This is a genomic window from Aeromicrobium sp. Root472D3 (assembly GCF_001426485.1).
GTDB lineage: Bacteria > Actinomycetota > Actinomycetes > Propionibacteriales > Nocardioidaceae > Aeromicrobium.
The window spans coordinates 173,709-194,297 of the sequence record NZ_LMET01000003.1 but is presented as its reverse complement, the minus strand read 5'-3'; the positions used below and the strand labels follow the sequence as shown (position 1 = coordinate 194,297).

At 72.7% G+C, this 20,589-nt stretch carries 19 protein-coding genes and 1 tRNA gene; 9 read left to right on the top strand and 11 right to left on the bottom strand.

The window, feature by feature from the left end; translation table 11 throughout:
• Window positions 1–3: 3 nt before the first annotated feature.
• Together glp and ASD10_RS17975 are read right to left on the bottom strand one after the other, a co-directional pair.
• Entirely contained in the window at window positions 4–1,572 is a 1,569-nt protein-coding gene (glp, locus tag ASD10_RS17980; RefSeq protein ID WP_235502121.1) for a gephyrin-like molybdotransferase Glp, read from the bottom strand.
• Window positions 1,573–1,577: 5 nt separating this feature from the next.
• Entirely contained in the window at window positions 1,578–2,918 is a 1,341-nt protein-coding gene (locus tag ASD10_RS17975; protein WP_056612468.1) for a UTP--glucose-1-phosphate uridylyltransferase, read from the bottom strand.
• A 73-nt stretch (window positions 2,919–2,991) separates the two neighbouring features.
• Here ASD10_RS17975 and ASD10_RS17970 point away from each other — a divergent pair, with 73 nt between their 5' ends.
• Window positions 2,992–3,555 (top strand): 5-formyltetrahydrofolate cyclo-ligase, encoded by a 564-nt coding sequence (locus ASD10_RS17970; RefSeq protein ID WP_056612355.1) that lies wholly within the window; start codon window positions 2,992–2,994, stop codon window positions 3,553–3,555.
• A gap of 15 nt (window positions 3,556–3,570) precedes the next feature.
• On the opposite strand, the gene ASD10_RS17965 is transcribed toward ASD10_RS17970, so the two are convergent.
• From ASD10_RS17965 to ASD10_RS17955, 3 genes are read right to left on the bottom strand one after another with little or no spacing between them, the layout of a single operon-like run.
• Window positions 3,571–6,108, bottom strand: a complete 2,538-nt coding sequence (locus ASD10_RS17965; protein WP_200938367.1) for a penicillin acylase family protein — start codon at window positions 6,106–6,108, stop codon at window positions 3,571–3,573.
• 51 nt (window positions 6,109–6,159) lie between these two features.
• The gene (locus ASD10_RS17960) at window positions 6,160–7,191 is read right to left on the bottom strand and encodes a hemolysin family protein (RefSeq protein WP_056612352.1); all 1,032 of its coding nucleotides are present in this window, start codon (window positions 7,189–7,191) and stop codon (window positions 6,160–6,162) included.
• Window positions 7,184–8,554: a hemolysin family protein gene (locus ASD10_RS17955; RefSeq protein WP_056612350.1), complete on the bottom strand. Its 1,371-nt coding sequence runs from the start codon at window positions 8,552–8,554 to the stop codon at window positions 7,184–7,186. The genes ASD10_RS17960 and ASD10_RS17955 overlap by 8 nt, the downstream gene beginning before the upstream one ends.
• A 115-nt stretch (window positions 8,555–8,669) precedes the next feature.
• Here ASD10_RS17955 and ASD10_RS17950 point away from each other — a divergent pair, with 115 nt between their 5' ends.
• From ASD10_RS17950 to mscL, 3 genes are all read left to right on the top strand, one after another.
• Window positions 8,670–8,990, top strand: a complete 321-nt coding sequence (locus ASD10_RS17950; RefSeq protein WP_056612341.1) for an FmdB family zinc ribbon protein — start codon at window positions 8,670–8,672, stop codon at window positions 8,988–8,990.
• A gap of 64 nt (window positions 8,991–9,054) precedes the next feature.
• Window positions 9,055–9,660, top strand: coding sequence for an SAF domain-containing protein (locus ASD10_RS17945; protein ID WP_056612338.1), 606 nt, complete (start codon window positions 9,055–9,057; stop codon window positions 9,658–9,660).
• A gap of 59 nt (window positions 9,661–9,719) precedes the next feature.
• The gene (gene mscL / locus ASD10_RS17940) at window positions 9,720–10,124 is read left to right on the top strand and encodes a large conductance mechanosensitive channel protein MscL (protein WP_056612330.1); all 405 of its coding nucleotides are present in this window, start codon (window positions 9,720–9,722) and stop codon (window positions 10,122–10,124) included.
• 9 nt (window positions 10,125–10,133) lie between these two features.
• On the opposite strand, the gene ASD10_RS18965 is transcribed toward mscL, so the two are convergent.
• The 4 genes from ASD10_RS18965 to ASD10_RS17925 all read right to left on the bottom strand — a co-directional run bounded on the left by ASD10_RS18965 (window position 10,134) and on the right by ASD10_RS17925 (window position 13,064).
• Window positions 10,134–10,310, bottom strand: coding sequence for a hypothetical protein (locus tag ASD10_RS18965; RefSeq protein ID WP_157432733.1), 177 nt, complete (start codon window positions 10,308–10,310; stop codon window positions 10,134–10,136).
• The gene (locus tag ASD10_RS17935; RefSeq protein WP_157432732.1) at window positions 10,291–11,196 is read right to left on the bottom strand and encodes an NAD(P)-dependent oxidoreductase; all 906 of its coding nucleotides are present in this window, start codon (window positions 11,194–11,196) and stop codon (window positions 10,291–10,293) included. The genes ASD10_RS18965 and ASD10_RS17935 overlap by 20 nt, the downstream gene beginning before the upstream one ends.
• A gap of 147 nt (window positions 11,197–11,343) precedes the next feature.
• Window positions 11,344–12,120: an HAD-IIA family hydrolase gene (locus ASD10_RS17930; RefSeq protein ID WP_056612325.1), complete on the bottom strand. Its 777-nt coding sequence runs from the start codon at window positions 12,118–12,120 to the stop codon at window positions 11,344–11,346.
• A complete protein-coding gene (locus ASD10_RS17925) occupies window positions 12,117–13,064 on the bottom strand; it encodes a PHB depolymerase family esterase (protein ID WP_082556402.1) in 948 nt (315 codons plus the stop codon). Before ASD10_RS17925 ends, ASD10_RS17930 begins: the two co-directional genes overlap by 4 nt.
• A 94-nt stretch (window positions 13,065–13,158) precedes the next feature.
• On the opposite strand from ASD10_RS17925, the gene ASD10_RS17920 reads away from it, so the two are divergent.
• Window positions 13,159–13,235 (top strand) — tRNA-Arg (locus ASD10_RS17920).
• A gap of 8 nt (window positions 13,236–13,243) precedes the next feature.
• Here ASD10_RS17920 and ASD10_RS17915 read toward each other — a convergent pair.
• Window positions 13,244–13,453: an ANTAR domain-containing protein gene (locus tag ASD10_RS17915; protein WP_056612316.1), complete on the bottom strand. Its 210-nt coding sequence runs from the start codon at window positions 13,451–13,453 to the stop codon at window positions 13,244–13,246.
• Window positions 13,454–13,724: 271 nt separating this feature from the next.
• On the opposite strand from ASD10_RS17915, the gene ASD10_RS17910 reads away from it, so the two are divergent.
• The 4 genes from ASD10_RS17910 to ASD10_RS17895 are packed head-to-tail and all read left to right on the top strand — an operon-like array spanning window position 13,725 to window position 19,173.
• Window positions 13,725–15,107 (top strand): aminotransferase class I/II-fold pyridoxal phosphate-dependent enzyme, encoded by a 1,383-nt coding sequence (locus ASD10_RS17910; RefSeq protein ID WP_056612311.1) that lies wholly within the window; start codon window positions 13,725–13,727, stop codon window positions 15,105–15,107.
• A gap of 2 nt (window positions 15,108–15,109) precedes the next feature.
• The gene (locus ASD10_RS17905) at window positions 15,110–17,428 is read left to right on the top strand and encodes a bifunctional diguanylate cyclase/phosphodiesterase (protein WP_056612308.1); all 2,319 of its coding nucleotides are present in this window, start codon (window positions 15,110–15,112) and stop codon (window positions 17,426–17,428) included.
• A complete protein-coding gene (locus tag ASD10_RS17900; protein WP_056612305.1) occupies window positions 17,425–18,126 on the top strand; it encodes a hypothetical protein in 702 nt (233 codons plus the stop codon). Before ASD10_RS17905 ends, ASD10_RS17900 begins: the two co-directional genes overlap by 4 nt.
• Window positions 18,127–18,177: 51 nt before the next feature.
• Complete coding sequence (locus tag ASD10_RS17895) at window positions 18,178–19,173, top strand: DNA topoisomerase IB (protein WP_056612303.1); 996 nt, start codon at window positions 18,178–18,180, stop codon at window positions 19,171–19,173.
• A gap of 15 nt (window positions 19,174–19,188) precedes the next feature.
• Here ASD10_RS17895 and ASD10_RS17890 read toward each other — a convergent pair whose 3' ends face one another.
• A complete protein-coding gene (locus tag ASD10_RS17890) occupies window positions 19,189–20,556 on the bottom strand; it encodes an NAD(P)/FAD-dependent oxidoreductase (RefSeq protein WP_056612301.1) in 1,368 nt (455 codons plus the stop codon).
• Window positions 20,557–20,589 lie beyond the last annotated feature (33 nt).

Below are 20,589 nucleotides of genomic sequence, written 5' to 3'. Positions count from 1 at the left end.
CCATCAGAACGGCCGGTCGAGCACGAGGGTGCGCACCGTGTCGCCGAGGTTGAGGGCCGTCTGGTCCTCGCCGACGATGATCAGCGCGTTGGCCTGGGCCAGCGTGCCGATCATGTGCGAGCCGGCCCCCGTCAGCGGCGTGACCTTGGCACCGCGGTGGGTGACCTCGAAGACCGCACGGACGTACTGGCGCACGCCGGGCCGCGACTGCAGGTCGGCGGCGAGGACCGCGTGCACCATCGGCCTGCGGTAGGGCGTGCGACCCATCATGCGACGGATCGCGGGGAGCACGAAGACCTCGAACGAGACGTAGGCCGACACGGCGTTGCCGGGCAGCGTGATGATCGGCGTCTGCTCGTCGAAGACCTTGCCGAAGCCCTGCGGCTTGCCGGGCTGCATCGCGACCTCGACGAAGTCGACCGTGCCGAGCGCCGAGAGCGTCTGCTTGACGACGTCGTGGTCGCCCTTGCTGATGCCGCCGCTGGTGACGACGAGGTCGGCGCGCACGAGCTGCTCGGACAGCACCTTCTGGAACGTGCGCGGGTTGTCGTCGACGGCACCGACGCGGTAGCAGATCGCGCCGGCCTCGCGGACCGCCGCGGCCAGCATGTAGCTGTTGCCGTCGTTGATCGAGTCGTAGTCGAGATGCGTGCCGGGCTCGCGCAGCTCGCTGCCCGTCGAGATGACGACGACGCGCGGCCGGGGCCGCGCCTTGACCCGCGGGGCGCCCAGCGCCGCGAGCAGACCGATCTCGCGAGGGCCGAGGACCGTGCCCTCGGCCAGCACGGTGTCGCCCGCGCGGACGTCGTCGCCCTTGGGCCGGATGCGCTGGCCGACCTCGGTCGGCGCGTGGATCTGGACCCGCGCGTTGCCGCGGTCGGTCTGCTCGTACGGCACGACGGAGTCGGCGCCTCGCGGGATCGGCGCCCCCGTCATGATCTTGACCGCGGTGCCCGCGCTGATCGCGAACGGACGCGCCGAGCCCGCGGAGATCTCGCCGACGACCGGCAGCGTGACGGGACGCTCGCGCGACGCCGACGCGACGTCCTCGGCGCGCACGGCATAGCCGTCCATCGCGGAGTTGTCGAACAGCGGCAGGTCCATCGGGGCGACGAACGCCTCGTGCAGGGGCAGCCCCAGCGACTCGACGAGCGGCTGGTCGTACGCGCTGAGGGGGCCGATGCCGCGCAGGATCTTCTCGAGGTGGTCCTCGACCGTCAGGAGGCCGTCGGGGATGCTCGCGGCGCGCAGGCGGGGCTGGCCGGTGGCCGGACGGGCGGGCGGCGGGGTGAGCTGGTCGCCGGACGGGGCAGGCGGGGTCGTGGCCCGGGGGGCCTCGACCGGCTCGGCCGGGGCCCGCGGGGTCGTGGGCGCCGCCGGGGGCGTGGGCTCGGGCCGGTTCGCCGGCTCCGCCGGGGGCGTGCGCTCGGGCTCGACGGGGCCGGCGGTGAGCCGCGTCGGCTGCGTCAGCTCCTCGTCGGCAGCCGTGCTGGGGGGCGTCTGCGCGGGAGCGTCCGGACCGATCGGCAGCATCTCCTGCTCCGATCCCGGGCCCGTCTCTCCTGTCGACATGTCGATCAGCCTAACGTCGACGCCACAGCCACGGTCCGGGCCTCGCCCGTGTCGTCGAGCGTGGCGTCGCCGCGCACCACCACGTCGGGCTCGAACGTCCAGTCGCCGCGCACCGTCAGCGAGCGCGCCTCGGCCAGCGACGGCGGGCTCGGGAGGCGGGCGTCGAAGTCGCCGATCGTGGTGAAGTAGCGCCGGTCGAGGTCGACCAGCGGCACGGCGTCGACCTGGGCCCGGACGCGGAAGTCGTCGCCGACCCCGTAGACGTCGGAGCGCAGCAGCAGCAGGTCGTTGGTGGTCTTGACCGGCAGGAAGCGCGACCGGTCGACCTCGATCGCGGTCGCACCGTCGAACACCTCGACCGCGGCACCCATCGCCGACTCGATCTGGATGACCTTGGTCGACGTGGGGTCGGTGGGATCGACGGTCTTGCTGTTGCGGATCAGCGGCAGGCCCAGCACGCCGTCGCGCTCCTCGAGCGTCCGCTTGAGGACCCGCAGGTCGAACCACAGGTTGTTGGTGTGGAAGTAGCGGTGACGCTCGGGGTCGGCGGCCGCCGCGGCGTCCTCGTCGGGCGTCTGGGCCGTCTCGCGCAGCACGAGCCGTCCGTCGTCCTTGCGGACGACGATGTGCCCGCCCTTGACGTCGGCGGGCGTGCGCCGGCACACCTCGGCGGCGTACGGCGCGCCGGAGGCCGCGAACCAGCCCATCATGCGGGCGTCGGGCGCGGCGCCCAGGTTGTCGGCGTTCGAGACCGTCGCGTAGCGGTAGCCCCCCTCGAGCAGGGCGTCGAGGATGCCCGACACCTCGAGGGCCGTGTACAGGTCGCCGTGCCCCGGCGGGCACCACTCGAGGGTCGGGTCGGCCGGCCAGTCGACCGGTGTCAGGTCGTCGGCGCGCAGCTTGGGCTCGCGGTTCTGGACGAAGTCGATCGGCAGGCCGTCGACCGCGAGGTCGTCGTACCGGGCGAGGGCGGCCAGCGTGTCGTCGCGGGTGCGGAAGCTGTTCATGAACAGCAGCGGCAGCGGGACGTCGAGCTCGGCACGCATCGCGCGCACCTGGCCCGCGATGACGTCGAGGAACGTCAGGTCGGCGCGGACGGGCAGCAGCGTCTTGGCCCGGTCGAGGCCCATCGACGTGCCGAGGCCGCCGTTGAGCTTGATCACGGCGGTGACGGCCGCGGCCTCGCGGCACTGCTCATCGCTGAGCTCGATCTCGTCGGCGCGGTCGATGTCGACCAAGGGCTCGACGTCGGCCTCGGGGATCATCCCCGTGGCGCCCTGCTCGAGTCGGTCGTAGAACGACGAGAAGACGTCGATCGCGCGTTGCGGGACGTCCCCGTCCCTCATCCGCTGCTGCGCCTGCTCCAGACCGCCCACGAGCTCTCCCTCTGTCGTCGGAGCCCTAGGCTAACGTCAGGTCGTGACCAAGGCACGGCAACGGGACGAGCTGCTGGCCCGGCGCCGCGCACGGACGCTCCCGCAGCGCGCCGAGGCGGCCGAGGCCATCGCCCAGCACGTGCTCGCGGTGCCGCTCGTCGCCCGCGCCCGGCGCCTCGCCTGCTACCTGTCGATGCCGTCCGAGCCGGGCACCGGCCCGCTCGTCGCGGCCCTGCACGACCGGGGGGTCGAGGTCGTCGTGCCGGTCAGCCGGCCCGACCGCACGCTCGACTGGGTGCTGCTCGAGCCGGGCACCGGCACGACGGTCTCGCCGCTCGGCATCCCCGAACCGGCCGGACGACCACTCGGCGCCGACGCGCTCGCGTCGTGCTCGGTCGTGATCGTCCCGGCGCTCGCGGTCGACCATGCGGGCCACCGTCTCGGGCGGGGTGCGGGCTACTACGACCGCGCCCTCGTCGACGTCGCCGCCCCGGTGTGCGCGCTGGTGTTCGCCGACGAGCTGCTGCCCGTCGTGCCGCACGAGCCGCACGACGTGCCGGTGCAGATGGCCGTCACGCCGTCGGGCCTGTTCCGCGTCCCGGGCTGAGCCCGCCCGGCGCGGTCACGGCACGGGCGTGAGGGTCAGGGTGTCGTCCGTCGCCTCGTCGACCGCCTCGCGGCTGAACGCCCACGGCAGCGTCCGCCCCGCGCGCCACGTGTCCTGCTGGTCGACGTAGTGCTCGTGGAACGCGTGCCCCGAGGCGCCGGTCAGGTTGATCCAGCGCGAGCGGTCGAGGTCGTCGAGGTCGACGACCATCCGCATCGACGGGACCGCCGTGACCTCGTAGCCCTTCGCGGCGTCCCAGCTCGTCGCGTCGACGATGCCGTTGCCGCCGCCGATCTTGTAGGGCCCTCGGTTGAACAGCCGGTCGACGAGACCGACGCCCGAGTCGCCGAGCGTCGGGTTGACCAGCTCGAGCCGGTGCATCGTGCCCCAGCGCCACTCCCCCGGGTCGCGGGACTGGATCATCGTCAGCTCGTCGCGGGCGTCGCGCATCGCGTCGGCCAGCACCTGGTCGCGGGTCTCGCGGACGCCGGGCGTCGTGACGTCGTCCCACCACCGGCTCGCCGGACGGTCGAGCAGGCGGTCGACGACCGCGAACCACCGCTCGCCCCCGTCGGGCCACTGCCCCTCGGGCAGCTCGTCGTGGAACGTGCGGGCGAGCAGGTGGCGCCACACCGACGCGAAGTAGGCCGCACCGGGCGAGTCGGCGTCCTGCATGAAGTCCCACTTGGCGAGGACCTCCTGCCCCTGCGAGTAGTACGTCGTGTCGAGCGGCACCGTGAGCAGCTCGGGCACGAGCCGTGCGGCGTTGGCGTTGTACGTGTCGGTCTGCAGGCGCGCCATGTCGTCGACCGTCAGGCCCTCGCCCGTCGACGCCGATCGTCCCGAGATCAGGTCGCGGATGCGCTCGGACCGGTAGCCGGCGGCGGTGTCGGCCCCGAGGTTGACGGGGTACTGGTCGCCGATGACCTTGTTGTTGGCCGTCACGACGAACCCCTCGTCGGGGTTGTAGACCGTCGGCAGCTGGTCGAACGGCACCGAGCCGGACCACTCGTACGCGGGGTCCCAGCCCGACACGGGCCACCGCCCGTCGCCCGTCGTGCGGATCGGGATCGTGCCGGGCGACTGGTAGCCGATGTTGCCGTCGACGTCGGCGTAGACCAGGTTCTGCGACGGCACCGTGAACTGCTTGGCGGCGACGCGGAACTGCTCCCAGTCCTGCGCGCGGCCGAGCGAGAAGACCGCCCTGATCGTGGGCTTCGGGTCGAGCGCGGTCCAGCGCAGCGCGACCTCGTACGACGTGCCGGCGGCGGTGCCGGCCGCCGCGTCCTGCGCCCGGCGGGTGGTCGCGACGGCGGCGGCGTCGTCGTCGAGGTCGGACAGGATCGGGCCGTGCCGCGTCGAGCGGACCGTGATGGTCTCGGGCTCGCCGCCCGCCACCTCGAACGTCTCCTCCCGGGTCTCGAGCGGCACCTGCTGGCCGGCGTACTCGTACGTGTCGCCCGTGACGCGCTCGACGTAGAGGTCGGCGACGTCGGCGTACATCGTCGTGACGCCCCAGGCGATCTTCGCGTTGTGGCCGACCACGACGCCCGGCAGGCCCGAGAACGAGAAGCCCGAGACGTCGTAGGGGCAGGCCTCGTCGACGGTGCGGCAGTGCAGGCCGACCTGGTACCAGATGCCGGGCATCGACGGCGCCAGGTGCGGGTCGTTGGCCAGCATCGGCCGGCCGGTCGCGGTCCTGTCGCCGCTGACGACCCACGAGTTCGAGCCGATGCCGTCGCCCGTGCCGAGCAGCGCGGGCAGCGCCTCGGCGCCGTCGCGGGCGGCCTCGAGGGCCGCGACCGCCGTGCGCGCCAGACCCGTCGTCGACGGGCCCCGTCCGGAGCTGAACGACCCGTCGACGACGGTGCCCTGGTCGCCCACGATCGTCGCGTGCCCCTTCGGGTAGTCGGGGTAGAGCTCCTCGACCTGGTCGACCGTGAGCTTCTCGGTCGACAGCACGCGGTCGATCTCGTCGGTCATGTTGCTGCGCAGGTCCCACGCCATCGCCTTGATCCAGGCCAGCGAGTCGACCGCCGTCCAGCGCTCGGGCCGGTAGCTCGGGCCCGTCAGCCCCAGGACCGCGTACTCGAGCGACAGCTCGGCGCTCGACCGGCCGTCGATGTAGCGGTTGACGCCCCGGGCGTAGGCGTTGACGAGCCGCAAGGTGTCGTCGTCGAGCAGCGCCAGCTCCTGCTCCGCGACACGGCGCCACCCCAGCGTCCGCACGTACTTGTCGGTGTCGAGCGCGGCGTCGCCCACGAGCTCGGCCAGTCGACCGGCCGTCACGTGGCGGCGGAAGTCCATCTCGTAGAAGCGGTCCTGCGCGTGGACGTAGCCCTGCGCGAGGAACAGGTCCTCGGGGGTGTCGGCGTAGATCTGCGGGACGCCCCTGCCGTCCCGCTGGACCGTCACGTCGCCCTTCAGGGCCGAGATCTGCACCTCGCCGGTCGTGTCGGGGAACGAGCGGCGCACCGTGACGAACGAGAACACCGCCACGCCGAGGACCACGAGCGCGAGCAGACCAGCGATGACCATCCCGATGCGACGCACCGGGACATTCTCACCCACGTGCGCCCCACCGGCCACATCGCCGGGACGTCGTCAGCGGGCGCTGCGGATCTCGCCCACGAGCTCCTCGAGCACGTCCTCGAGCATGATGACGCCCGTCACGCGGCCCGACGCGTCGGCGACCCGCGCCATGTGCGAGCCCCGCGACTGCATCGAGCGCAGCGCCTCGTACAGGCCCGACCCGGCGGCGACGGTCGCCAGCGGCCTGACCCACTTGTCGGCGATCGTCTCGCGGCGCGACGTCTCGTCGGTCTCGAGGACGTCCTTGATGTGGAGGTAGCCCGCCAGGTCGCCGCCGGCGTCGGTCACGGGGAACCGCGAGAAGCCCGTGTCGGCGCACGCGCGCTCGACGTCGATCGGCGTCGCGTCGGGCCTGATCGTCACGAGGCCCTCCAGCGGCAGCAGCACGCGGTCGACGGTGCCGTCGGAGAAGTCGAGCGCCCCGGAGACCAGCCCGTACTCGTCCTCGTCGAGCAGGCCCTCGCGGCGCGACTCCTCGACCAGGCCCGCGACCTCGTCGTGCGAGTACGTCGACGACACCTCGTCGACGGGCTGCACCCGGAACGACCGGACGATGAGGTTGGCGGCACCGTTCAGCAGGACGACGAACGGCTTGAGCACCAGGACGACGCCCAGCATGAACGGTCCCAGCACCAGGGCGGCCCGGTCGGGTCCGACCAGGGCGAGGTTCTTGGGCACCATCTCGCCCAGCACGACGTGCGCGCCGACGACCAGCGTCATCGCGATGACGAACGAGAGGGGGTGCACGAGCCCCTCGGGGACGTTCGCGGCCTCGAACGCCGGCTCCATCAGGTGCGCGATCGCGGGCTCGCCGACCGCTCCCAGCCCCAGCGAGCAGATCGTGATGCCGAGCTGCGCCGCGGCCATGACCTGCGTGATGTTCTCGATCGCCCGCATCGCCATGCGGGCCGGCCGCGAGCCGGCCGCGATGCGCGGCTCGAGCTGCGTGCGCCGGGCCGAGATCAGCGCGAACTCCGACGCCACGAACAGGGCGTTGAGCGCCAGCAGCACGAGCGTCAGCAGCACTCCGTACCAGTCACTCATGCGGCCCCTCCCCCACGGTGGTGACGGCGTCGACCGTCAGCGAGACGCGGTCGATGCGGCGTCCCTCGAGCCGCTCGACCGTCAGGGTCACGACCAGCGGCTCGGGATCGTCCTCGTCGTCCTCGGGGGTGCGGTCGAGCGACAGCGTCACGACGTCGCCCCGCTCGGCGAGCCGGCCGAGCTCGGCATTCACGAGACCCGCGATGGTCTCGTAGTTCTCGCTCTCGGGCAGCGCCACGCCCGTCTGCTCCTCGACCTCGTCGGGTCGCAGCAGGCCTGACAGCGACCACGTGCCGTCGCGGCGGTGACGGCTGCGGGACGACAGCCGGTCGTGCTCGTCGGCGATGTCGCCGACGATCTCCTCGACGAGGTCCTCGAGCGTCACGATGCCGTCGGTGCCGCCGTACTCGTCGGCCACGATCGCCATCTGCATGCCCTGGTCGCGCAGCACCAGCAGCAGGGGGTCGAGCTCGATGCTGTCGGGCACCGTCGTCGCGGGATCGAGCAGGTCGGTGACGCGGACCGAGCGGCGACGGCCGACGTCGACCCCGACGGCCCGCTTGACGTGCACGATGCCGAGCACGTCGTCGGGCGTTCGGCCGATCACCGGGAAGCGCGAGTGGCCCGTCTGCCGGGCGGCCTCGATGACGTCGTGGGCCGTGCTGCGTCCCTCGAGGAAGTGCACGCGCACGCGCGGGGTGCGGACGTCCGCGGCCGTGCGGTCGCCGAACGCGATGCTGCGGGCCACGAGGTCGGCGGTCTCGTCGTCGATCGCGCCCTCGACGGCCGAGCGCAGCACCAGCGAGCGCAGCTCGACGGGCGAGCGCGCCGACCGCAGCTCCTCCTGCGGCTCGACGCCCAGGGTCCGCAGGATCGAGTTGGCCATGCCGTTGAGCACGCGGATGGGCCACGCCATGGCCTTGGTGAACGCACGCTGCGGCAGCTGGGTCAGGGCGGCGGTGCGCTGCGGGAGCGCCAGCGCGAAGTTCTTCGGGACGAGCTCGCCGACCAGCATCGTCACGACCGTGCTGACGACGAGCGCGATGCCGTACGCGACCCCGCGCTGGGCCCCGCCCTCGAGACCCGCCGCCGAGAGCGGGTCGCGCAGCAGGGTGCCGATCGCCGGCTCGGCCAGGTAGCCGATCGCGAGGTTGGTGATCGTGATGCCCAGCTGCGCGCCGCTGAGCTGCGTCGACAGCGAGCGCAGGGCCACCAGGGTTCCCTGGGCGCCCCGGTCGCCGGCCTCGGCGTCGCGCTCGATCGTGGCGCGGTCGACCGTGACGAACGAGAACTCGGCGGCGACGAACACGCCGCACGCGAGCATCAGCACGAAGGAGGCGCCGAGCAGCAGCCACTCGGTCATCGACGGGCTCCGGGGGCGCGAGGTCCGGGAGGGATGGTTCCGGGAGGGAAGGGATCGGTCACGGTGCGCGCAACTGTACCCTTGGGACGCACCATCGACCGAGCGGGAGCAAGACGTGCCGAAGTACCAGTACCAGTGCAAGGACTGCGGAGAAGCGCTGGAGGTCCAGCAGAGCTTCACCGACGACGCGCTGACCGTCTGCCCGACCTGTGGCGGCGACCTGCGCAAGGTCTTCGGCGCCGTCGGCGTGGTGTTCAAGGGCTCGGGCTTCTACAAGACCGACAGCCGCTCCGCGTCCGGCTCGTCGTCGTCCTCCTCGACGTCGTCGAGCGCCTCGTCGTCCTCGTCCTCGTCCTCCGACACCTCGAGCTCGAGCTCGAGCGCGTCGTCGGCGGGCAAGCCCGCCCCCAAGAGCGGCTCCGACTCCGCCGCCTGATCCCCGGCCCCGGCCTGTGGACGGACGCGCGCACCCGGCGGTGCACCGCTCCTAGAGTCCGGGCATGGACCGCATCCGGCACCTGCTCGACGACCACCGCCGTCTGATCGCCGCCGCGTGCGCGGCGCTGGCCGTCCTGGCCGGCCTCTCCTCGCTGCGGCAGGCGCCCCGCACCCAGCCCGTGCTCGTCGCCCGGCACGACCTCGCGAGCGGTCACGTCGTCACGGCCGACGACGTCCGCGTCGCGTCCGTGCCACGCGGCGCCGCCCCCGATCACGTGCTGCGCCGCCGCGACGCCCTCGGACGCCGGGTGGCCGGCCCCATGCGGGCCGGCGAGCCGCTGACCGACGTGCGCCTCGTGCGGCCCGGCGCCCTCGAGGGCTACGGGCCGGGTGCCGTCTACACGACGATCCGCGTCGACGAGGCGGACGCCACGGCGATCGGCGTGGGCGACCGCGTCGACGTCGTGGGGGTCGATCCGGCCGGTGAGACGCCGGCCGAGGTCGTCGCGCGCGGCGTCGAGGTCGTCACGCTGCCGAGCGGCGACGCGGCGGCGGCACGGGCCGACGCGGTGGCGTCCCTCGGCGTCGTCACGACCGAGGCGGGTGCGCTGGAGCTCGCCCGGGCCGGACTGTCGTCGCGGCTGAGCGTCATCACCTCCTCCGGCTAGAAGGTCCGGCCGGTCGTCGCTAGTGTCGAGTCACCACACCCGACACCCCAGGGGGACACATGCTCAAGGGATTCAAGGACTTCCTGCTCCGCGGCAACATCGTCGACCTCGCGGTCGCCGTCGTCATCGGCACCGCGTTCACGACGCTCGTCGGAGCCTTCGGCTCCTCCTTCATCGACCCGCTGCTCGGGCTCGTCGGGGGTGGCGGACCCGAGGGGATGACGGTCACGGTCGACGGCCAGAACTTCCTGTTCGGCGCGTTCATCACGGCGCTGATCACCTTCACGATCACCGCAGCCGTGGTCTACTTCGCGATCGTCGTGCCGATGAAGACCGTGCAGGAGCGGCTCGCCCGCGGCAAGGAGGAGGCGCCGGTCGCCGTCCCCGAGGACATCCAGCTGCTGCGCGAGATCCGCGACACCCTCGCGGCCCAGCAGCGTCCGGGCGGCCCGACGCAGATCTAGGGCCTCGGCTCAGCCGTGGTGCGGGGGCACGTCGCGCAGCAGCTCGTCGTCGCGCGACGTGCTCCCCCGCTCGCCCCAGCCCTCGTCGGTCTCGTCCGACGTCGTGCGGGGCATCAGCTCGCCGAGCCGCTCGGCGGCGCGGCGACGACGCTCGCGCTCGGCGCGGTCAGGCCCGGACGAGGTCATCGAACCACTCCGGGGTGAGCTTCGGGTGGCTCGGGTACCAGCCCGTGCGGTCGGAGAACAGCTGCGAGCTGACCCGCTGCGAGCGCACCAGGATCTCGAGCTTCTCGGCCCCGAGCCGCAGGATCCACGGCGGCAGGAAGTGGCCGCCGCCCTTGCGCCCCGCCGCGAGGGCGATCGTGTCGACGTAGTCGCGTCGCTGCACGGGCTCGGCCCCCACGTTGTAGACGCCGCCGGGCGCGGTCAGCGCGTGGGCGACGGCCGTCCCGACGTCGGCGGGATGGATCACGTGCATCCACGACATCTCGTCGCCGAGGCCGATCGAGCGACCGGCCCCGGCCCGGCGGAACAGCCACGCCGTGTTCGGGTCGTCGCCCGTGATGAGGCCGAAGCGCAGGCTGACCGACGTGCCGCCGTCCGCGGCGAAGGCCTGCAGGTGGTCCTCGGCGACGACGACGGGCTCGGTCGCACGCGTCACGTCGACGGGGCTGTGCTCGTCGATCCACTCGTCGCCGTGGTCGGCGTAGATGAAGCTCAGGCTCTGCTGGACGATGCGCCCGACGTCGGCGCGACGGGCGGCGTCGGCGACGATCCGCGAGCCGTGCTGACGGATGCGGTCGATCTTCTTGAGCGAGCCCGGGCGGAGGGCACCCGAGCCGACGGGCACCTTGGTCGCCAGGTTCGCGACGGCGTCGCACCCCTGCATGCCGGCGGTCATCGCGGGCCGGTCGAAGATGTCTCCGAGGCACGGCTCGGCGCCGGCCGCGCGGATCAGCTCGGCGGTCTCGCGCGTGCGGGCCAGCCCGACGACGTCGTGACCGGCTCGGTGCAGTGCGTCGATGGACGATCGGCCCATCACTCCGCTCGCACCCGTGAGGAAAATCTTCACGATTCACTCCCTGGTGGGCTCCCCCGGCATGTGCTGCCCGGGCGTCTGCGTCGGGTCCGGTGGGATCGTCGGCAGATTACGAAACGATAACAAACCCCACGACACGGGCGTTACCGCCAGGTAACAACGAGCGGCACGCGGCCCCGGTCAGCTGACGAGCGGCACGACGTCGGCGATCGAGGCGAACACCTCGGTCGGCCGGAACGGGAAGCGCTCGACGGCATCGGCGGGCGTCGAGCCCGTCAGCACCAGGAACGTCCGCAGACCCGCCTCGAGGCCCGACAGCACGTCGGTGTCCATGCGGTCGCCGATCATGACGGTCGTCTCGGAGTGCCCCTCGATCTGGTTGAGGGCGCTGCGCATCATGAGCGGGTTGGGCTTGCCGACGAAGTACGGCTCGACGCCCGTCGCCTTGGTGATCAGCGCCGCGACCGACCCGGTCGCCGGCAGCGATCCCGCGGGCGACGGCCCTGTCGCATCGGGATTCGTCGCGATGAACCGGGCACCGCGCTCGATCAGCTGGATCGCGCGGGTGATGGCCTCGAACGAGTACGTGCGCGTCTCGCCCAGCACGACGTACTCGGGATCCTGGGTCGTCATGACGTACCCGACGTTGTGCAGCGCCGTCGTCAGGCCGGCCTCGCCGATGACGTACGCGGTGCCGTCGGGTCGCTGCTCGGACAGGAACTTCGCGGTCGCGAGGGCCGAGGTCCAGATCGCCGACTCGGGCAGGTCGATGCCGGCCGCGCGCAGCCGGGCGCACAGGTCGCGCGGCGTGAAGATCGAGTTGTTGGTCAGCACGAGGAACTTGCGGCCCGTGTCGCGCAGCCGCGCGATGAACTCGGCGGCACCCGGGATCGCCTGCTCCTCGTGGACGAGCACGCCGTCCATGTCGGTCAGCCACGTCTCGATCGGCTTGGTCATGACCGGGCTCCGGGGTGACGCTCGAAGAACGACCACAGCAGCGCCGTCGCGTCCACCGGGCTGTCCTGGGTGCGCGAGACCTTGCCGGGCGACATCGGCCCGCCGCCGGGCCAGCCGTGCACGCCGTCGACGACGGCGTAGATGTCGACGTCGGTTCCGCCCTTGCACGAGCGCCACGCGAAGTGGTGCACGGAGTCGTCGGCCGTCGTGAAGGCCCCCGAGGCCGGGCAGCGACCCCGCGTCGCCCACTGCGACATCGTGTCGTTGACGGGCGGGAGGCGACCGATCACGGTGTCGGCCCCCTCGTAGGGGACCGTCGTGTCGGCGGTGCCGTGGAAGTAGATGATCGACGACGGAGGTGCGTCGTCGCACCGCGCCTCGTAGTACGGACCCGAGACGGCCGCGTAGGCGGCGAACGGGGTCGTGCCGTCGCACGCCAGTGCCAGGGTCAGGGCCGAGCCGTTGGAGAAGCCCGCCGCGAACAGACGTGACGCGTCGGTGCAGGCGGTGCGCTGGACCTGTCCGACCAGGTCGTGCACGAACGCCAGGTCGGACGAGGGATCGGTGGCCGGCTTGCGGAAGCTCCAGTGCGCGGGCTCGCCACGCCCGAGCGGCACCACGAGGATCGTGCCGTCGGCGTCGGCCCGGTCGGCCATCCCCGTCGCCGCCAGGACCGTCGCCGGGTCGCCGCCGAGGCCGTGGAACATCAGGACGACCGGGGCGCGGGTCGTGCCGTCGTAGCCGGGCGGCACGTGCAGCAGGTAGCTGCGCTCACGACCGCCGGACTCGATCGTCCGGGTCGTCGTGCCGGACGGCAGGGGGCGCGCCTCGGCGCACGGCGCCGGGGCGGGACGCGGCTCGGGCGTCGCGCCGCTGGCCCCGTAGAGGACGATCCCGGCGGCCGCCATCGCGAGGACCGCGCCGCCCACGAGCAGTCGCCTCATCGCCCGCGCTCCGCGGGTGAGGGCGTGATCGGACGGCAGGACACAAGGGCGATCGTATGCGGTCGGACCCCGACTCGATAACCTGACTCCGCAGGCCCCCGTAGCTCAGTCGGATAGAGCGACCGCCTCCTAAGCGGTAGGCCACAGGTTCGATTCCTGTCGGGGGCACCACCGGGTCGTCAGGCCGTGGCGCGCAGCAGCCCGTCGACGTCCGCGACGCGCCCGGCCGCCAGCGCGGCGCAGACACCCGTGGCGACGTCCGCGACCGTCGCGCCGCGACGGTCCGACTCCCACACCAGCAGGCCCAGGGCGGTCTCCGACGTGACGTCGTGCTCGGCCATCAGCAGGGACTGGGCCTGCAGGATGGTCGCCATGCTCGAGGTGGTCATGCGTGATCCGTTCGTCTTCGTGGTCGCGCCGCTGGTGGGAGGAAGGAGGCGCCGTCGGCGCGTACCCGCGGCGGCCCGCGGCAAACCCGCCGGATGCCGGGACCGGACCGGCGGGACCAACGTCCTGAGCCGGACACCACAGGACTCGTCGGGACCTTTGACCTCCGCGCGGGGATACCCTGAGGGGAGACGGCACGGATGACCGGGGCGGGACCGTCCACGGCGACATCGCGCACCGTCCGCCACTCACCTCTTCGAACGGCGGCCCCACGTGCACGACTTCGCGGTCCAGGATCGGCAGGTCCTGGGCGACCTGGCCGAGTGGATCGTCGACCGGCGCACCTCGCCGGCGCCGTTGCGCCCCGGACGCACCGGGACGCTGCCGGCCGTCACGCGGCACGGCATCGGCATCCAGGCGACGTGGGCGGCCCTGCGCGACCTGCTGCTGCCGACGTCGTTCCCGACCGACCATCCCCGCTACCTCGCCTTCGTCGGAGGTGCGCCGACGCCCGCCTCGATCATCGCCGACGCCGCGATGTCGGCCGCGGCGGTGTACGGCGGCACCGAGCTCGAGGCCGGTGACGTCGTGGCGGCCGAGCGGGTCGCGATGCGCTGGCTGTGCGACGTCGTGGGCTACCCCGAGCAGGCGCACGGCGTCTTCGTCAGCGGCGGCTCGCTGGCCAACCTGAGCGCGCTCGTCGCGGCCCGGCACGGCCTGCACGCGCCCGACGGCGGGCCGCCCGGCGTCATCGTCGCGAGCGCCGAGGCCCACTCGTCGATCAGGGCTGCCGCCGCGATCATGGGATGCCGCGTCGTGACGGCCGGATCGCCCGACCAGCCGCTCGACGGCGAGCAGCTGACCCGGGTGCTCGACTCGCTCGACACCCGCGACGTCGTGGCCGTCGTCGCCAACGCCGGTGCCACGAACACCGGCGCGGTCGACCGCCTCGACGACATCGCCGACTGCTGCGAGGTGCGCGGCATCTGGCTCCACGTCGACGCCGCCTACGGTGGCGCCGCGATGCTGGCCCGCTCCCGCCGCGACGACTTCGAGGGCATCCAGCGCGCCGACTCGATCACGATCGACCCCCACAAGTGGCTGTTCACGCCGTTCGACTGCGCCGCGGTGCTCTACCTCGACCCCGACCTCGCCCGCGCCGCCCACCAGCAGCGCGCCGACTACCTCGAGGTCGTGGCCGAGGAGGCGGACGACAACCCGGCCGACTACGCCGCCCACCTGACGCGCCGCGCCCGCGGCGTGCCGGTGTGGGCGTCGCTGGTCGCCAACGGCACCGACGCGTACGTCGACGCGGTCGAGCAGTGCCTGACGACCGCCGGTTACGCCGCCAAGCAGGTCGACGCGCGTCCGTACCTCGAGCTCGCGACGGAGCCCCACCTCTCGGTCGTGCTGTTCCGGCGGCGCGGCTGGCTGCCGGGCGACTACGCCCGGTGGTCGGCGCAGGCGCACGCCCGCGGCATCGGTCTCGTGACCCCGACACGGTTCGGCGGCGAGACGACGCTGCGCCTGTGCTTCGTCAACCCCCGCACGACGGTCGAGGACGTCGACCTGATCCTCGACAGCCTCGAGCCGGACGCACCCACCACGTGGCAGCCGTCGGTCCGGCACCCGAACGACCCCGGGCGAGGGCGGTAGGCGTGGCCCCCGAGCGTTCCGGCACGTCCACCTCCGCCGCGCCCACGACGGCGGCCCGCTGGGCCAGGGCCCAGTCGATCGTCGCCCCGCTGCCGTGGGTCGTCGTCGCGACCGGGCTGCTGGTCAACCGGATCGTGCAGTGGCTGGGTGGCGGCGCGACGCCCACGATCCTGCTGGTCACGCTGTCGCTGTTCTTCCCGCTGCTGCTGCTGCGGCTCGCGCTGGCCGCGTACCTGCAGCCCGATCGGCGGCTCGCGCTGCTCGTCCTGCTGGCAGCCATCACGTGCTGGGGCCTCGGGTCGATCTCGGTCAACGCGACGCTCGACCAGGGCAAGGCCGAGTTCCCGGCCGACGGCGAGTGGCTGTTCATGCTGTCGTACCTCGGCATGGCGGGGTACCTCATGCGCGACGTCGACCGACGCCCGTCACGGCCGACCCGCGCGTGGCTCGACATCGTCATCGTGTGCGGCGGCACCGCGTGCCTGGCCTGCCTCCTGCTCGTGACCCCCGTCCGGGTGATGTCGCACCAGGACGGCGTGCCCCTGCTGCTGGCCCTCATCTACCCGCTGGCCGACCTGATCCTGGCCCTCGTGGTGCTGGGCCAGTCGCTCCTGCAGATCCGCTTCGACCGCCGCGCCTCGTGGATGCTCGGCGCGGGATTCATGCTGCTCGCGATCGCCGACTCGGGGTTCGCGCTGCTCAGCTCGGCCAGCACCTACGACTTCAGCGGGCTGCGGTACGCGCTGTGGGGCGGGGCGTTCCTGCTGCTCGTCGCGGCCGCCTGCCGCCCGCGGTTGACCGTCATCAGGGCCATGCCGCGCCCGGCGGGCACCCCGATCCTCGTCGGCGCGGGGCTCGTGGCCCTGGCCGTCCTCGCGATCCGCCCCGACGACACCATCGCGACCTACATGCTGCCGCCCGCGATCCTGACGCTCGGCGCCGTCGCCGCCCGCATGGCCCTGGCGCTGCGCGACGCCAACCGCGCCAACGAGGCCTTCGCCCTGTCCGAGACCGACGACCTCACGAAGCTGCCGAACCGGCGCGCCGTCCGCGCCTGGCTCACCGGCGACCTCGAGGCCGGACGACCCATCTCGCTGATGCTGCTCGACCTCGACGGCTTCAAGGAGATCAACGACTCCCTCGGGCACCGGGCCGGCGACACGGTCCTCACGATGGTCGCCGTGCGCATCAGCGAGGCCGTGGGGCCGCGCGTCCGGGTCGCGCGGCTGGGCGGCGACGAGTTCGCGATCGTGGTCGACAACGTCGACGAGATCGAGCTGATGGAGACGGCGCACCACGTGCTCGCCGAGCTCGCCAAGCCGTTGCTCGTCGAAGGCATCGAGATCGCCCCGTCGGCGTCGATCGGCGTCACGGTCGCCCGGGGCGCGACGATCGACGGCAGCGAGGCCCTGCGGCGCGCCGACGTCGCGATGTACCAGGCCAAGAGCTCGGGCCTCGGCGCCGCGCTGTACGACGCCCAGCTCGACGAGTTCTCGCGGTCGCGCCTGCAGCTCGCCGAGGAGCTGCGCAGAGGCATCTCGGACGGCCAGATCGAGGTCTGGTACCAGCCGCAGCTCGACGCGACGACGATGCAGGCCTCGGGGCTCGAGGCCCTCGTGCGCTGGCGCCACCCCCACCAGGGCGTCATCAGCCCCGTGTCGTTCCTGCCGGCGGCCCGCCGTGCCGGGCTGATGGCGCAGCTGTCCGAGGTCGTCGCGCGGCAGGCCGTCGCCGACATGCTGGCGTTCCGGCGCAACGACATCGACCTGACGATCGCGATCAACTGCGCTCCCCCCGAGCTGCTCGGCCCGAGCTTCCTGCCGATGCTGTACGCGCTGGTCGAGCGGGAGGACGTCCCGGTCGACCAGCTGGTCCTCGAGGTCACGGAGGACTCCTTCCTGGCCGACCCGCAGCACACCCGCGACGTCCTGCTGACCCTGCGCGACCACGGTGTGCAGGTGTCGATCGACGACTACGGCACGGGCTTCTCGTCGCTGGCCTACCTGCGCAACCTGCCCGTCCAGGAGCTCAAGATCGACCGCGCCCTGATCGGCAACGTCGCGACCGATCCCCGCAGCCGCATGATCGTGGCCTCGACGATCCAGCTCGCCCACGCCCTCGGCATGCGCATCGTCGCCGAGGGCGTCGAGAACGCCGCCGACCTCGCCGAGCTCGTCGCGATGGGCATCGACACCGTCCAGGGCTACCACCTCGCGCGTCCCATGCCCGCCGACGAGCTGGCCCTCTGGGCCAAGGGGCGCGCCCTCCTCGACCCACCGAGCGAGCTTCCGCAGCACGATGACAGAGAAGAGTCCCGATGACCGCCGCACCCCTGCGTTTCGTGTTCGACCCGACGGGCGACGAGCTCGACGCCGCCCGCGCCTGCGAGGCGGACGTCTTCCTCGAGACGTACGGCAACACCGCCGAGCAGTTCGCCGACGAGTACGGGCCGTACGACGACTCCACCGGCTTCATGACGGTGCTCGAGGGTGACGGCCACGCCGTCGCGACCGCCCGGTTCATCGCGCCCGGACCCGCGGGCCTCAAGACGCTCAACGACATCGGCCGCGCGCCCTGGGAGGTCGACGGCGAGCGGTCGGCGCGATCGGCCGGCGTCGACATCGACCGCACGTGGGACATCGCCACGATCGCGGTGCGCCGCGGCGAGGGACGCGGCGGGCTGTGCGCCGCGGCGCTCTACCACGGCATCATCACGGCGTCGTACGCCAACGACGTCGACTTCATCGTGATGATCATGGACGCCCACGCGCGACGGCTGCTGTCGAGCCTCAGCATGCAGACCCAGACCCTGCCGGGCACCTTCACCGCCGAGTACCTCGGCTCGCCCGAGAGCACGCCCCTGTGGGGCCACATCCACCGCGCCATGGAGCAGCAGCGCCAGGAGAGCCCCGACGCGTACCGCCTGATCTTCCAGGGCATCGGTCTCGACGGGATCGCGCTGCCGACCGACTGGACGTGGCACCGTCGCGGGGTCGCCGAGTCGGCCGGTTCTCGCTAGCGTCCTGCACGACGTGCCGACCCGTCGTGGTGGCCCTAGCGTGGACGGACCATGGTTCGCCTCCGTCGCACGTCCGCCAGCCAGCCCGGCTGGAGCCGCATCCGTCACGGCCGGGGCTTCCGCTACCTCGACCACGACGGCAACGCCCTCGAGCCCGCACAGGTCGAGCGCTGCAAGCTGCTGGTCATCCCGCCGGCGTGGACCGAGGTGTGGATCTGCTCGGTCGACAACGGCCACCTGCAGGCCGTCGGGACCGATGACGCCGGACGCCGCCAGTACCTGTACCACCCGGGGTGGCGCGAGCGCCGCGACTCGGAGAAGTTCGAGCGCATGGAGGGCTTCGCCGAGTCGCTGCTGACGCACCGGGCGCGGGCGCGACGCGACCTCTCGGGCGACGCGCTCGACCTGCGACGGGTGGCCGCCGCGACGTTCAGCCTGCTCGACCTCGGCATGTTCCGCATCGGGTCCGTCCGCTACGTCGAGGAGAACGGCAGCTTCGGCCTGACGACGCTGCAGAAGCAGCACGTGAACCCCTCCGGCGACGGACTGGCGTTCTCGTACGCCGCCAAGTCGGGCCAGGAGGTGCAGGTCACGGTGCGCGACGAGCGCGTGCAGACGGTCCTCGAGACGCTGCGTCGGCGCCGCGGCGGCAGCGACCAGCTGCTTGCCTACAAGGTCGGACGCACGTGGAAGGACCTCGACGCGAGCGACGTCAACGCGTACGTCAAGGACGTGCTCGCGGGCGACTACTCGGCCAAGGACTTCCGGACGTGGCGGGGCACCACGATCGCCGCTTTGGCGCTCGCCGGGGCCGACGCCTCGACCGCGACGAAGCGCAAGCGCACCGTCGCCGCCGCGATGCGCGAGGTGTCCGAGCACCTCGGCAACACCCCGGCGGTCGCCCGGTCGTCGTACGTCGACCCGCGCGTCGTCGACCTGTTCGAGCACGGCGTCACGGTCTCGCCCGACCACCGGCGCGTCAAGCCCGGCGCCCCCACGAGCCGCACGCTCGAGCGCGAGGTGCTGGAGCTGCTCGGCCGGGCCTGAGCGCCGCCCTCCGGATCAGAGCGCCGACTCGATGGCCCGCCAGAACGTCGGGTACGCGTAGATCGTGTTCGTCAGGGTCGCGACGGGGATCTCGGCGCGCACCGCGAACGCGAGCCCCGCGAGGGTCTCGCCGCCCGAGACGCCGACGCTGTTGGCCCCGACGATCACGCCGCGGTCGTCGTCGATGACGAGCTTGATCAGGCCCTCGTTGCCGGGCCCGTGGACGAATCCGCGGCTGCTCGCCGACAGGTCGGTGACGCTGGTGCGGACCGTGATGCCCCGCTCGCGCGCCTGGTGCTCGGTCATCCCGACCCCTCCGACCTCGGGATCAGTGAAGGTCACCCGCGGCATGCTCGTGTCGTACTCGCCGAGCGAGGGCTCGCCGAGGATCACGCGCGCCACGCGCTCGGACTGGTACATCGAGACGTGCGTGAACGCGCCCCGGCCGACGATGTCGCCGATCGCCCACAACCCGTCGGTGACGCGGAGGTCGTCGTCGACGTCGAGGTGGTGGCCCGGCTCGACACCCACGGTGTCGAGCCCGACGTCCTCGATCCGCGACCTGCGTCCCGCCGCCACCAGCAGGCGCTCGGCCTCGTACGTCACGTCGCCGCACGTCACGTGGAACACGTCACCGTCGTGGGCGACCGCGTCGATCGAGACGTCGTCGTGCACGCCGATCCCCTCGGCCTCGAAGACCTTCGCCAGCAGCTCGGACGACTCGGGCTCCTCGACCGCCAGGATGCGGGGGCCGACCTCGAGGACCGTCACCTCGGTGCCGAAGCGCGAGAACGCCTGGGCCAGCTCGAGGCCGATCGGGCCGCCGCCGATGACGATCATCGACGCGGGCGCCGACTCCGTCTCGAGGATGCCGCGGTTGGTCCAGAACGGCGTGTCGGCCAGGCCCGGGATGGGCGGGACGCCCGCGGACGTCCCCGTGTTGAGCACGACGCCCTTGGACGCCACGAAGGTCGTCGGTCCGTCCTCGCCGTCGGCGGTCTCGACCACGACGCGCCGGTCGCCGTCGAGGCGACCGTGCCCGCGGACGAGGCGGGCGCCGGCGTCCGTGATGCGGTCGGCCGCGACGGTGTCGTCCCAGTCGTCGGTCGCCTCGTCGCGGATGCGACGCGCGACGGGACCGAAGTCGGGCGTGACGGTCGCGGTGCCGGCCAGCCCGTCGACGCGGCGCGCCTCGGCCAGGGCGTCGGCGGCACGGATGATCATCTTCGAGGGGATGCAGCCCCAGTAGGGGCACTCCCCGCCGACCAGCTCCTTCTCGACGGCCACGACGTCGAGGCCCGCCGCGGCGAGCCGCGAGACGAGAGCCTCCCCACCGGGACCGAGACCGACAACGACGACGTCACACGACTGTTCAGCAGGCATGGACCCATCGTGCGCCACGCGCAGCGGCCGCGC